9 protein-coding genes are annotated in these 15,604 nt (G+C 33.2%); all 9 read left to right on the forward strand.

From position 1 onward, the window contains the following. Positions 1–109 precede the first annotated feature (109 nt). Entirely contained in the window at positions 110–346 is a 237-nt protein-coding gene (locus tag COD92_RS29230; protein ID WP_098996777.1) for a hypothetical protein, read from the forward strand. Continuing rightward, positions 343–900, forward strand: a complete 558-nt coding sequence (locus tag COD92_RS29235; RefSeq protein ID WP_098996778.1) for a hypothetical protein — start codon at positions 343–345, stop codon at positions 898–900. Before COD92_RS29230 ends, COD92_RS29235 begins: the two co-directional genes overlap by 4 nt. 483 nt (positions 901–1,383) lie before the next feature. Continuing rightward, positions 1,384–2,298, forward strand: coding sequence for a DUF4007 family protein (locus tag COD92_RS29240; protein WP_098996779.1), 915 nt, complete (start codon positions 1,384–1,386; stop codon positions 2,296–2,298). Then, positions 2,295–5,711, forward strand: coding sequence for a hypothetical protein (locus tag COD92_RS29245; RefSeq protein ID WP_098996780.1), 3,417 nt, complete (start codon positions 2,295–2,297; stop codon positions 5,709–5,711). Before COD92_RS29240 ends, COD92_RS29245 begins: the two co-directional genes overlap by 4 nt. Positions 5,712–5,758: 47 nt before the next feature. Continuing rightward, positions 5,759–6,544 (forward strand): phosphoadenosine phosphosulfate reductase domain-containing protein, encoded by a 786-nt coding sequence (locus COD92_RS29250; RefSeq protein WP_255295310.1) that lies wholly within the window; start codon positions 5,759–5,761, stop codon positions 6,542–6,544. Between the two features lie 143 nt (positions 6,545–6,687). Next, positions 6,688–8,514 (forward strand): hypothetical protein, encoded by a 1,827-nt coding sequence (locus COD92_RS29255; protein WP_098996782.1) that lies wholly within the window; start codon positions 6,688–6,690, stop codon positions 8,512–8,514. Then, a complete protein-coding gene (locus tag COD92_RS29260) occupies positions 8,511–10,046 on the forward strand; it encodes a methylation-associated defense system protein MAD7 family protein (RefSeq protein ID WP_098996783.1) in 1,536 nt (511 codons plus the stop codon). Before COD92_RS29255 ends, COD92_RS29260 begins: the two co-directional genes overlap by 4 nt. Continuing rightward, positions 10,047–15,335 carry an FtsK/SpoIIIE domain-containing protein gene (locus COD92_RS29265; protein ID WP_098996784.1) on the forward strand — a complete coding sequence of 1,763 codons (5,289 nt, stop codon included), beginning with the start codon at positions 10,047–10,049 and terminating at the stop codon, positions 15,333–15,335. It abuts the gene before it with no gap. An 88-nt stretch (positions 15,336–15,423) separates the two neighbouring features. Then, a partial coding sequence (locus tag COD92_RS32555) for a hypothetical protein (protein WP_218014493.1) occupies positions 15,424–15,604 on the forward strand: 181 nt, incomplete at its 3' end.

Genomic DNA, 15,604 nt, shown 5'->3' on the forward strand with positions numbered 1-15,604 from the left:
ATTCCTCATTTTGCAATTACTAACGAAATGTACTAAAGCCTACTAAAAAATGTACCATCATAATCGCTGGATAGTATGAGTTTAAGCCTTTTAAGGGAGGATTGAAAAAATGGCTGCACTGTATAAAAACGAAGTAAGGTTGAATAGGCCCCAAGACGTTCGGAGAATGTTGTCCAGGGTTATTAATTACTTATTAACTACTGGAGAAATGACGAATGAGAAAGCAAAGGCCATTAACGCTTTATCAAATACAACGCTAAAAAGTATAGAAATGGGAGACTTACAAGAAGAACTTGAACAACTCAAGGAAGTGGTGCAAAAACTAGAGGGGAGGGCAAATAAATGAGTGTTAAAGCTAGCTTAAATACTTTAAAAAAAATGAACGAAAAGATGTACCCTAAATTAAGTGCTGATGAACGTTTTGCAATGGTTATCAAGACATTTGTTAATGGTGATGAAGTACAACGTGAAAAGCTTGTAAAGTCATGCCCAATAGTTAACTATTCTGAATCGGAACACGCCTATACAGTAAGAATGGAGGCTTCCAGGGATATCGTTACAGTCTTTATAATTCAACTTTTAGAATACGACAAAATTATATCTATTATGAAAATCCTAAAAGGGCTTAATTACAAAGTACAAGGGTTTAATGTAATGAAAATAGTTAGTGAGGTCCAAGCTTTTCTATTAGCGTTTGAAACCTTTTGTGAGGAGCATGTGGGGATGGTTTCAAGGGATATGATTCAGGCTTGGTACGGTTATGATGAAAGGTATATAAAAATGATGGAAGAAATCAAGTATTTCATAGATATTCATCAAATCAATCCGGATATGGAACTAAAGGGAATGTGGTTAGAGAAGGTCTTTTTAAACGCATGGATAACTAGGTTGAAAGTTTGATAAGAGAAAGCAATAGGGTACAAAAAACTCCGTGAAATTTTATGTCTAGGGTAAGGGCCCCCTAGGCATTTTTTCTTTGCTTTCAGTATAATAGTTGTAGGAACGCACGTTCGATGCGTTGTATAGGAGGTGATTTAATGCCGTATCATATAATGCTGGCAAGAAAAATTTCTAATTTGAAAGGTGATCTACAAAATTAAGTCCAAAAAATGATTTTACGAATGGACAATTAAATTTTTATGTAACCCTTGATGAAATTGAGAAGGGTGAGCTACCGGAAAAGCTAGAGCCAATACATAAGAGTATTTTACCCGATATTGAAACAAGTTATTTACATTTCTTCAGCTATTATAAATTGACTGAATATTCTATTTATTAACCGCAAATACCCTTGCCACTGTTTAACTAAAATCAAACACTATTTATTTTTAATTATACTTTATCTGGAATTATCTCTCCAGTATAATTATAAGGTAGGTAGAGATGTTTTCTGGAGAAGTGTCTCCAGAAATGAAGGAGAGATTAAAATTGGGTTTTGGTCAACATCAGAGCTTTTATTTAAGAACATATTGGTTAAGGAAAGCTATACAACAAATTGAATTAGAAAATAGATTTTTTTATGAAAAGAATGCATCAGAGTTAATTGGATTAGGTTCAAATATGGTAGCTTCATTAAAACATTGGATTGTTGCAACTGAAATTTGTGAAACTATGAAAAATGAAGCTGATAATAAAGTTGTCCATAGAAAATCAGCATTTGGAGAAATTTTTAATGCCTATGATCCTTATATTGAATTTAATGATACTGCTAGTATAATTCATTACCATCTAGTAGACGATATTGAACCTTGTACCGCATGGTATTGGTTTTTTAATGTGTATGATAAAGCTTCTTTTGAAAAAGAAGAAGCCCTAAATGATTTTATAGCTTGGTTAAATAAAAGCTATGATGCTAAAAACTCTACGATTACATTAGAAAGAGACCTAGAATGTTTAATAAAACAATACTATTCAAAAAATAAGTTAATTGATCCGGAAGAAGTTATCCAAAGTCCTTTAGCTCCTCTTAATCTATTAGAAGAAAAGAATGGAAGAGTATATAAAAAATCTCCAAACTATGAGGATATTGGATTAACTGCACTTATGTATGTTTTATTGAAACATGGCCAATATGAAATTTCAATAAATGAAATTGAGAAGAGTAAAAACTTATGGGGAAAAGTTTTTAACTTACAGAGAAGCGAAATCGTTAAGGCAATTGAGCAACTCGTTTCTAAATCTAAATATCCACTCGAATTTGACAGAACAAATAGGTTGGATTTAGTTAGGGTAAAACAAGTAGACCCAATTGAGTTTTTAAAAGAGGAATATATTAGGAAAGAAAGGGCATCAATATGATTCCATTAAAGAGTAAATTTAAAACAAGTGTAAATATTAAACTTGATTTAGGAAGTTATTGGATACAAGACCGTTATATCCCTACACCTACTCATATAGAGAGTCTTACAGGAATATTAGAGGGATTTTTAGATTATGATAAAAAATCCCATATACTGGTGGGGTCATATGGTTCAGGGAAATCAATGATTGGTGCGCTGATTTCTAATATTGTTTCAAAAAATGTTGGGGTAACCGATATAAACAAACTTATTGCAAAATTTGATAAGGTTAATACGGAAGAGAGTGCAGTAATTGAACTATTACAAAAAATACAAAATCACAATAAAACGTTTATTCCTGTGGTGATTAACGGTAAGCAAGGTAGATTCCGTGAGGCAGTTATTTCTTCTATACACAAATCATTAAAGCAATTTAATTTAAACTTTACACTTCCTTCCACAGTAGATGAGATTAAGTCGAAGATAATTACATGGAGAGAACAATTTAATGAAACATATAAAAAGTTTCAAATTTTATTGGAAGAAAAAAAATGGGATTTAAATGTATTCCTAAGTGATATTGAAGAGTATGATATAGCTGCAATTGATTGGTTCAAAGAAATGTATCCTTCCTTAACTGCGGGAGCTGAATTTACACTTTCTTATAATATCGATCTTAATGAGCATTTATCATATATTCTTAAAGAACTAGACGGTAGAGGTTATGGACTCTTTTTAGTTTATGATGAATTTGGTAGATTTCTCCAAAGTGTAGATAAGTATGAGACAGTTGAAGCCATGCAAGATATTCAAGATATTGCAGAACTTGCTGACCATCATAAAAGTAATAACTTTAATGTTCTGCTAATTACACATAGAAACCTAAAACAGTACTTCCTAAGTTATGGAGAAGAATTACAAAATGAATTTCAACGAATACAAGGGCGCTTTAGAATTTATCACACTCACAGTGACCCAGCTACATTTATTAGGCTTTCTTGTCAGGTTACAGAGAATTATAGAGAATTTTGGAATAAGGATTATTATTTTGAAAGTGAAATTATTAAATATGACTTATTTCCTGAATTAAATGGAAGGGAAAAAAAATCAATAATAGTAGAGAATTCTTTCCCACTACATCCTGTTACGATGTTTGCTCTTCCAAGATTGGCTAATGCGGTTGCTCAAAACGAAAGAACTTTATTCACTTTCTTAGAGAGCAATGAAGTTGGAGGATTGAAGAGATATTTTGAGGTAGAACGAACATGGTACTATCCTCATAATTTATTTGATTATTTCGAGCCAGCATTTCAAGAATTTATGACTGACTCACTAATTGGAAGGTCTTATTATAAGTATTTAAGAGTTCAAAAAAAGGTTGGTAACTCTCCAACCGCTAATTTTGAAACGCAATTGTTAAAACTAATAACGCTTTGGGATATTTCTAACCTTGGCAATAATCAAAAACTCACCAAGGAGTTTATGGCTTTTGCCCTAAACTGGGATGTTTTGAAGGTCAATAAAATAACTAGCCTTTTAGAAAGTAAAAAACTTATAAGATATAGTTTGTTTAATAATAATTGGGAAATTTTTGAAGGAAGCAGTATTGACGTTAGTAAAAAAATCGAAGAAATTAAAAATGAGGGTATAGATAAAAAACAAAAGTTAACCTTATTATCTAATGTTTTAGATAATAGATATGAATATCCTAAAAGATATAATGATGAAAAAAATATGATAAGGTTCGCTACTATTTATCCGGTTTATGCTAGTGATCTAACTTTAGAATTTAGCACAAATAGTCCAAATGTAGATAAGAGTTCGGATATGAACATTTTCTATGTAATACCAGACAAAGAAATTGAAGACACTAAAAATTTGATTTTAGAGCTAACAAAGAAGGATCAAACAACCTTATTTGTTTTACCTTATCAAGAATTGCTTAATATAGATGATAATTTATCGAAACTAGTTTCAATTGAGAAGTTGCTTGAAGATAAATATTTCCTAAATGAAGACTTAATTGTTGAAGAAGAACTATTAAAAATTAAAGAAAATACCTTATTTACAATAAAAGAAACTTTAGAACTTATAACTCATTTTAAAAAATCCTACTGGTTTCATAATGGTAAAGACTTAAAAATTAAAAGCAAAATTTCTCTTAGCGAGAACTTATCTAACATTATGTGGGATATTTTTGGTAAAACTCCAAAAATAAATAATGAATCTTTTAATCGAAGAAATATCTCTAAACAACAATTAAAAGCAGCTAAAGAGGTAGTAGATGCAATTATAGGGATTAAAAGTAATGTTAATGAATTAAAAGGGCCTTCTAAATTAATATATGCTTCAATAGTGAAAAATAACAAAATTAATGAGGCGAATGAGACAGAAGAAATATCTGAACTTAGATTAAACCTGATGAATCAACTTAAGTTAGGTCAAGGGGATTTCACAACACTTCTAGCTGTATTTAAGGACAAGCCTTTTGGTATTAGGGAACCTAACATTCCAGTATTACTAACATCTGTATTAAAACAGGAATGGAAAAATTTAATGTTTTACCATAAGGATGGGTCCTATATTAATGACATGGATGGGGATATATTATTCGATAGAATGTTAGATAAACCGGAGAACTATTCATTCTCATATCAGTCACTTAATGATAAATACAAAGAAGTTATTAAAGATATTGATGAATGTTTCGAGTTATATATAGATGAAAGTGACGCATCTTTTCATTCATCTGTTCGAACTAACAGAATTTTATCAAAGTGGTTCAGAAGTTTACCTAAAATCACTCAGAAAACTAATAAGTTATCTAAGAAAGCCTTATTATTTAAGCAGTTGATCAAGAAAGGCGAATTTGAACCAGACGTTGCTCTTGATTCACTTTATGAGTTGGATATAGATAAAAATTCCATTAAACTTATAAAAAATGAAAGTGAAAATTATTACGATAATCATAAAGGGTTAATAGAAACGACAATTTTTAATTTAACTGGTGTTAATTCTTTCGATGAACTATTAGACTCAATACAGAAAAAAACCGAATTTGAAAAAGTAGACAACAAATTAAATAACCTAATTCTGAAGTCAAATAGCGAAAATTGGGTAGATATTTTATCTTTTGAGTTAGTCGGTGTTAAAAGAGAGGAATGGTCAGATGCTACTGACGAGGTATTCTTTAAAACCATCAATTCTCTAATAAAAATTGACAGTAGTACAGATTTGAAGGACCAATATTACGAAGTCAAAATTGAAAATGAAATTATGGCGATACCAAAGGTTGATCTTTCATCAAAAGGGAAATTAATTTACTCGAACATGAAAACTGATTTAGAATTAATGGGCAGAAAACTACCCAATGAGGAAATAATAGCAGTGGTATTTAGGGTTTTAGTCGATCTCTATAAGGAAAACAGATAATAAAAGGGATGGTTTGCATGTACGGGAGAGAACCTATTTATATAGCGATGTTTAGCGGAGGTGCAGCAAGTTCATATGTTGCATATTTAATGACTCAAAAGCATGGAAAAGAAAAATCAAAATTGTTTTTTACAGATACCTTATGGGAACATAAAGATAATAAAAGATTTATGGTAGAAGTGGCTGAGGAAATTGGAATAGAAATAGAAACGGTAAGGGATGGAAGGACTCCTGAGGAAGTTTTTGAAGAAACTCGATTTTTGGGAAATTCAAGACTTGCTAAATGTTCTTCTGAATTAAAAGTACGTCAAACTATGATTTACCTTGAAGATTTGCGTGATCAAGGATATGAACCCGTTCTTTATTTTGGGATAGGTAAACATGAGAAGCGTAGAAGAGAGGGAATAGAAGCTTTATATAGCCATTTTTTAATGCCTCGAGACGGAGAAGAGCAGCCAATAAAAACAGTGTTCCCTTTATACGAAAGTAATATATCCGATGATGAAATAAAGAGAATCATCACAGAAGATTGGAACATAAAACTACCTGAGATGTATCAGCTAGGGTTCTCTCATGCCAACTGTGGTGGACGTTGTGTAAGAGGCGGATTTAATCATTACAAACATTTATATGAAACATGGCCAAGTGTATATATTGAACAAGAAAATATGGAAAAAAGATTACGGGAGCAATTGGGCGATGTTACCATCCTTAAGAGAAATGGAAAACCTTATACACTGGAAGAATACAGAAAAGAATTAGGACTTGATTCAGAGATAGCAAGAAAACTTGTTGAGGAAAATGACGTACCTTGTGTATGTCATTATGCATAGGAAATATGGCCAAGTATGAGCTTGTAGACCTAGATATAAAATATCTAGGTCTATTTTTTTTATATAAAGAATAAGTGTTTTATATGTTAAAATATGGTTAGAATAATAATATACGAGAGTAAAAGGAAAAAGGGGGCCCAAACGTGACAACATATCAGTCAAGTTGGATAAACTTTCTTAGGCAATATGGTCCAATACCAAGGAATGATAATATGTATGACGAAGCTATCCAACGTTCTATACAAAAAAAAGGAATGGAACCGATTAAGGTAGAACCTGAATACTTGCCACATTTAATAGAAAATTTTAATTCAGGTTATCCAAAGACTGTCATCCTTACAGGAACCGCTGGAGATGGGAAAACATTCTATTGTAGAGAAGTCTGGTCTGCACTCGGGGGTTCAAAGGAAGTTTGGGATAATGGGGACACAATAAAATCATTGGAATTACCAGAAAAAACAATATTCTTTATTAAGGATCTAAGTGAATTATCAGAAGAAGATAGAAACATTATTAATAATTTGGCCGACTCAATTAAAAATGGTGGTAATAAAGTATTTCTTGTTGCGGCAAACGATGGGCAACTTATTGAGGCTTGGAAAAAGGCCGATTATACATATGATGTAGCTGAAGTAACGGGAATAATAGAGGATTTATTAGTTAATGAAAAGGAAGAGCACCCTGATTACAACTTGCAGTTAATAAATTTAAGTAGAACAAACTCCGCCAGGACCTTCCAAAAAGTTGTTAAATCTGTAGTTGAGCATCCAGGTTGGAATGAATGTGAAAATTGTTTATACAAAGAAAGTACATGTCCTATTTGGGAGAATAGGAAGCGCCTGAAAGGAACAGATGATAACAATGTTCTTAAATCTAGATTAACGAACCTACTAGAATTGTGTGAACTAAATGAAGTACATATACCAATAAGGCATCTTTTGTTATTAGTTTCGAATATGATATTAGGTCATCCTGAGGCGAAAGATAAACTGATGAGCTGTAATCAAATACCCAAAATATTAGAAGATAATTCAGCTTCAAAAGCGAGTATCTATAGAAATATATTTGGAGAAAATTTGAATCCGCGTAGACGGGAACAGACCGAAATATTTTCAATTCTCAATCGTTTTGGTATTGGTACTGAAAGTAATAATCTAATTGATAATATGCTCATTTATGGAAATGACGACCCGGAATTATTTAACTTATACGATAAATATATGCTATCTGATACTTATTATGGTGCAGATGAAACATTTAAAGCGCACCAAAAATCATACCTAGAGGGCGATGTAGATAAAGAAGAAAGCCAGGAATTTATAGGTAGATTGAGATCACAAAGACAAAGATTATTTTTCTCTGTTGACGATAATGATGTAGAAGAAATTAAAATATGGGATCTAACTACCTTCAAGTATGCCGGAGAGTTCCTAGAGAGTGTTTATCGAAGATTAGGGAATGAAAAAAGGGTTCAGCCCAAAATCCTATCCAGGTTAGTAAAAGGAATAAACAGAATATCAACAGGATTACTTACTAAGGATACAGATAAGATTTTTCTATCAACTTCAGGAAGTCATTCACAATCCAAAATTAGTAGAGTCTTTGAATCTGAGATATCTGTTAGACCGAGTAGAGGAGAGAGTGTAGATATTACGCTTGAAAATGGGAAACCGCTGTTATCAGTTAAAATGTCCTTAAGTTCTGAAATAAGACCAGTAAGCCTTAAATTGCATTTAGTGAGATATGAGTTTATTTCTAGAGTAGCTGAAGGTGAACTTCCCGGAAGTTTTTCAAGGGAATGTTATGAGGACCTCCTTGCATTTAAAAGTAGATTAATAAATCAACTAGAAGCTCGTAGAAAATTAGAAGGCGCTGATGAATATGATTCGGACCGACTTGTATTAGAACTCCTTCGATTAAATAACGAAGGGATGCTCTATACCCGTCCAGTGGAGGTTGAATTTGAATGATAGATAGATTACCACGACCTAATGGTTTTGATTCACCGAGAATGTGGGTGGACGAAGCTATCTGGGGCCATCGTCTTTATGATGAACAAACACCCTGGCTATGTCTTATGGAATTTTTGAATGTTCTTCAATCTGAATACAACGAAGGTCGGGCATTCCAGGAAGATAATTATAACACCCTAAAATATATTGCCTACTCCCGTATGTATTTAAGAAATATTTTATTTAATAATCCTCAAATGCAGATAATTGAGAAGGAATACGAAAATGATAATAGTGCACAATGGAAAAAGTGGATTGAAGAAATGAACGATAAAAAGGGTGGATTGGGTTCAGCAGACTTTTCCTATTTAAAAGATAGCTTTCCTAATTTTCAAGACTTTGTAGATATAATTAAATTTCTACAAACAACAACAATCGAAGGAGAAAATAATAAGAGGTGGAGTTCTCAGTTTATTTTTCCCTATGGCCCAGATTGTTTATATGAAGATGTCCGAGTAACAGGGTCAAGTACTAGTAATGATAGAAGATTTTTTGGACGAACAGGTGAGTTGCTTTATTTAATGCTCTCAAGAAGTTCTAACAAAAATGAAATCCTAAGGCACTTAGGAGAAAAAATACTCGATGGGAAATCACCACTTAATAGACTTGTTGCAAAACTTCAACCAAGTGTTGAACGGTTTGGTGGACAACCGCGAGATGGTGGATATCTACCAATTGCAAGTTTACCGGAATATGACTTGTTATCAGAAGATTGGCTTAATCTTTTTAAATGTAATATGCCAAACTATGATGTTTTTCCTCATTTGGTAAATATCACTGGATTGCATTTATTAATTTATTTTTTAAATCGTTCTAAAGAGGTATTAGTTAACAATAAAAAAACATCTTTCGTTTTAGAAATTATTGCACCACAAAAAACAATAATACGGGATTTAGCTGCTAATTCATACTCAGAAAACAATAACCTATCCAAACAAGCAATTGAAGAGTATATATTTGGAATCAAGAACACCGATGCTTGGAGACAAGTGGAATTATCTGATGAACCATTTGAAGCTGCAAAAGGGTTAATCGAAAATGTTTTCTATTGGAAAGATGTAGAAAGTGCATCAGCAACAACCCCAGAAGGCTTATTAGAAGAGCTCTCAAAAAAAGTTGCAATAAGACATAAACAACATGTTCAAAATTTCCATAGAGTGTGGGGAAAAGAAATTGGTTTAGTTTCAAAAAGAAGTAGTAGAAGATTAAGGTATGCCCCTACGGATACTTTATTGAAGGCACTAGTTTTAAGTAATGTTAGCTCCAAAATGGAGTTTCAAGAATTTCTAGATTGTCTATTTAAGAAATATGGTTTTGTAATTGGTGACCGTCAAGCTAAGTCTTTGTGGGAAGAGGGGGATGCAGATCAAGAGGCATTTTCTGAAAACGCAATTAGACTTGAACAGAGACTATCAAGCATGGGACTTTTGAAAAGGTTATCGGATGCTTGCGCCTATGTTGAAAATCCATATGTTAGAGGAGTAAATTAAATGAATGAGTTAGATTTAATCGGTAAAGTAGCAACTGAATACCTCAGGTCTAACTTCAGGACAGATTTTGAATCTGAGGGTTTAGCCCGTTTTCTTTTAGATAGATTAACGGGAAGACAAGTTGCTCGAATTTGTAAAGAAATATTAGATGATGCAGAGTTAAGCTCCTATATTGAGATTAAAGTTCCAAGTAAACTAGTAGAGGAGTATCAATTACCACCAGATATTATTACTGAAGAAAAAACAACTTATTGGAGAAATGCTCCAATAGATAAGCCAGCAATCATTTTGGCAAACACTAACGATGACCAAGGACAATCATTAAGAGATATTACAACTATTGGTGCCAAGGACTTAAAAAGTAATCCAGATATTTGGGTTAACGTTGCAAGTTCGGGATTAGCTCTTACAGACGAACAGAAAAAAATATGGAAACAGGCGATAAATGGCTTACAGTCAATTAGTGAATATAGCTTAGAGCGTTTTAGTCAGTATGTTGTTGAAGTTAGAGGCAAGATTATTCGTGACAGTGTACCAATAATAACAGCATTAGGATGGGCTTTACCATCTTTAAGACTTCCACGGGATTCAGCATTTTTTGAAGCCATTCCGGATAAATTCTTAGGTCACAAAAAAAGATGGGCAGATCTTTATCAATCTGCAATAACAAAACGAGCATGCTACTTAGTTAAACAATATCCCAACAGAGAAGTAATTGATAATGATGACTTGCAATCTTCTTATAAAAAGGTTGAGGATGACATTCCTGATCATGCCAAGGAATCTATTGAAAAATTTATTCAGGCAAAATCAGGTTGGACTCAGGAAGCAGCTGAACTGGCAAATTATGAGTGGGAGCTTGACAATATTTATGTTTTTTTCTCTGGAATAAAAGCCAAAAAAGTAGATTTAGGTACCCAAACGCTAGATCATTTAGTAGATGAACACTCCGATACCCTTACACAAGATGATATCGATTACTTAGAAACTCTATCAAAGAGGACAAGTTCTGAACCTAATGAGGAGGATATGGAGTTTTTCGAAAGTCACCGTCAAGAACTGGATGCTAACCGTTCCTTAAAATCAAAGTGGGATAGATTTGTATATGGTAAACCAATAGAATCAGATGATTTTATTGCTGGCTTATTGGAAGCTATAGAACGGCTTTTTTCACAAAGTGGAAGTATTGCAGGTAAAAAAACATTAAGGATTAAAACACATAAAAAAAGTAGTAAAAGTTCATGGCTTGAATTGAACACCGACATTGGCCTATTTTTTTGTACAAGATATAGAGGTTTAGATAGATTAACGCAACCAAATATGAATTGGGACGTACACTGGCTATTCAATTATGATGAGCTTATAGAAGATGCCAAGAGTAAACCCAAATATAAAGAAAATAACTCGGTATCACAGAATGCTACTCAGATAAAATTTTATGTTGAGTTAGAATATGAGGATGAAGTCCATCCCTCACATCAAGTTCAATTAATTTGGAAAGGCGACCCAAATAAAATCGGCGCAGAACTACATAAGGATTTGTCGAGACTAAGGAAACATCCATTTCCTCTTTCCAAAGTACCTAAGAACCCAATAAGTAAAAAAGGTAAATTACAAGGAGTCTCTTTAAATGATGTCGGTACATTACAAGCCGTGTATGGACAAAATAGAGGGTCTCTTATAGCAAAATATAATTCAAATAACGATATAAGCAAACTTTTTGATAAGAATCTTAAAACAGCCTTTGAAGAAGGTCGCTTATCAGAAACTGCATATACACAAGTTAAATTCGCTTGGGAACAATTCTCACAAAAGTATAAGCAGTCGATAAATGATTTTATAGAAGAAGGGCTTTCAGCAGAATCATTAATATTACAGTGCAATGCATATGATAAACTTCTTCAGTCATTACAACTACATGCTACAAGTGATATAAATAGGGTTGAATTATGGCAACCCATACTTAACTTAGGTAATGTTCATATTAATGGGAATCAACCAATGTCAATTATTGCTCCTTGGCACCCAATGCGTTTAGCTTCATTAGCAATTAAGGCAATTCAGTTTAAGAATTTAATTAAAACGATTCTTGATTCCGAAGAAGTTGATTTTGGTGACTCGAAACTTTTCTTTTCAGATTTAAGGCATGACTTCACCCAGCCATATTATCCTGAAGTCACATATAGTTTTAGAGGTAAAGAGCCAGAACTTTTGTCAATATCGGATTCAGTTAATGAGTATAGCCTAATGGAGATACCTGTTAGGAAATTTAATAATCTACAAACTAATGAAGATCCAAAAGAGGCAAGTTCAAAAGTATATAACCTAGTTCAAAAATATGTTGAGCTGCAGCCACATGAAAGTACTAATCTAGGTGTGGTTCTCTATAATTGCGATTCTACAAGATTACCTAAAGCAATTGTGGATTCTTTATCAACTCTTCGAGACCAAAATGACGATATTCGTTGCCAAGTTGTATTACGTCATCGTAACTTAGAGAAACTTAGTGAACTATACATGAAGATGGTTGAAAGCACAGATGAAGATGCTGATACTTTTGTTGCTAGTGAGATATCACGTGATTTTATGGCTAGGCTTAGAATTGGTGTAATGGCAGATACAGCTCCAGTAGATGGTTTAAATGAAGAGAAGCCTTCAGATATTGTGTTTTTACAAGAAGTCATATCTCGTGAAGCGAAATTTGTTTGGTCTCCTGTAAAGAAGAGTGCAATACCGGATCTATTAACACATTATCCTCCAAGATGGTCAAGAAGAAGACCTTCTGTAAAGGATGAATTAAAGTCCACAGCTTATTTAGTTTGTCCTAGCCAACCTTCAGTAGGATGGTCTTATTTAAAAGCAATCCAAGCTGTGTGTGACGTTAATGAATATGATCAGGCTAATTACTACTTACCATCAAGACAGATATCATTTCAAAATGACGAAACAAGAAGCATTTTTGACGAAGCCCATAAAATTGGAGAATGGGTTGCTAATTATGATGAATTGCTTGATCAAAGGTTATTAAGAAATCAGGGTGTTAATGTTATAAAATATCAGCATAGTCAATCAAATGGTCCCAACTTAGTAGTATCAACAAAATCAAAACTGAATCTATTGCAAATTTTAGTTAAAAGAAGGTTGAGCTCTTTAAATCTTGGCCTATCGGAATCTGAACTTGTAAAACTTGCAGAAACATTTATTAATGAAGCTAATATGTTATCTGGAGATATTGTTTTAAGAGCAGCCAAACGTGGGAAGTTCGCTAGTGAACTTCTTGGAGTGGTACTGAGTAAAGCATTAGTTAAATCTGAGCTTGGACAGTCAGAATCAATCGGTTGGTTCTTCCTAGATGATTACGCTTCTTGGTTAGGTAAGAAAGAAGAGCAAATTGCAGATATATTAGCCTTATGTCCTAAAGAAGAAAATGGTAATTTCTATCTTCAAGTGATAATTACTGAATGCAAGTATATTGATATTAAAGGATTAGCAAATTCCAAAAAAATATCTCGAAAACAATTAAAAGATACTGTATTGAGAATTAATAATGCCCTCTTTGGTAGCCCTACGAGATTAGACAAGGATCTCTGGCTTGCAAGAATAAGTGATTTGCTAGTTGAAGGTGTAGAATTTACTAAAGAATCTTCCCTGTCATTAGAGGAATGGAGGGAAGGGATTAGAAATGGAGATATACCAATTGATTTAAAAGGTTATTCCCATGTATTTGTGTCGAGTTCATCCGATGATAGTAATTTAGATTGTGAACAAATACAGATAACTGAGTTAGAAGGGTGTTATCAAGAGGTATACAATAGAGAAAAAGTTAGAGAGCTTGTATTAGGAATTAATAAAAATGAGCAGTTAACACCTATCCGAAATGGAATTGGGGATGAAAGACCATGGGAAACTGTACTTGCAGAATTGCCACCTGAGGGTAATTCAGAAGAAGCAGAGGATGAAAATGAAAGTGGGTCTTTTCAGAGCCAAACTGAGCAAAATCAACAAAATACACGTTCAGACGATATGAATAATAATGAGCAAAATCAGTCTTCTACAGGAACAGAAGAAGAAAGTGATAATGATGAATCTGTTGAAGTTGGGCCATCAGAATTTTGGGGAGGATCCAACTTGGAAGAATGGATAGATACGAGTGTTTCACAAAGGGTGGAAAATGGTTCTGAGGAATGGTTAAACGAAGTAGAACGCAAATTAAAAACTGCTTTAATGTCATATAACTTACAGGCAAAAGTATTGGGTTCACGATTAACACCTAACTCAGGAATTATAAGACTAAAAGGTTCTGATAATCTCAAAATTGAGGACATTGAGAGGAAGAAGTCACAGTTATTAACCACTCATGCCCTACAAGTATTAAATGTGGTAGGAAGACCTGGTGAAATAGTTGTATTTGTCGCAAGACCAGAGCGTGAAGTTATTTATTTGCGAGATCTTTGGAAGAGACGTAAAGTGGAACAAATCATGCCTGGTATGAATATGAACTTCCTTATAGGTGTTAAGGAAGTGGATGGGGAATTACTTTATTTGAACCTTGGTGGAGCGTTTGAAGGCTTACAACAACACGCACCTCATACTCTTATAGCAGGTGCTACTGGAAGTGGTAAGTCTATATTGCTACAAAACCTTATTCTTGATATTTGTGCTACAAATTCAAAAGAAATGGCTCAGGTTTATTTAATAGATCCAAAATTTGGTGTTGATTACCAAAGCTTAGAGGACTTACCACACTTAACAGAGGGCATAATTATTGAACAAGATAAAGCTGCTACAGTCTTAGAATCATTAGTTACTGAGATGGAAAGTCGTTATCTGACATTTAGAGAAAATAAAGTTCCAAATATTAAGGAATATAATAAGAAAGCCCCTAAAGGTCAGAAAATGCCTTTAATATTTTTGATACATGATGAATTTGCTGATTGGATGCTAGTAGATGAATATAAAAATACTGTTTCTTCATCTGTTCAGAGATTAGGTGTAAAAGCAAGGGCAGCTGGAATTCACCTCATATTTGCTGCACAAAGGCCTGATAAAGACGCATTACCAGTCCAGCTAAGAGATAATTTAGGTAACAGATTAATTCTTAAAGTAGAAAGTTCAGGCACTTCTGAAATTGCTTTAGGAGAAAAGGGTGCGGAAAGATTATTAGATAAGGGTCATTTAGCAGCAAGGCTTTCAGGGGAATCTAATTTAATTTTTGCTCAGGTCCCATTCTTATCAAGTGAAGATTCTTTCGGTGTTGTGAATGCAATTAAAAAAGGAACGGATAACTAAAAAATTCTAACCATTTTACAATAAGAAGCCACTAAATAATATAGTGGCTTCTTATTTAATATGGTAAAAATGATAATTGGGGTGAGTTATGGAAGCATATCCTTCATATGCTACAGTTAAAAACGCCAGTATAAAGAAGGTAATCAATAATATTACGTTACGTGATTGGCTAGAGATTGAAATAAATAAAAACGCATCTAGAATACTATTATATGTATTAATGAATCCTAGTAAAGCAAATAAAGTTCGTTGTGTCAACAACGGTTTAT

The organism is Bacillus sp. AFS037270 (assembly GCF_002585305.1).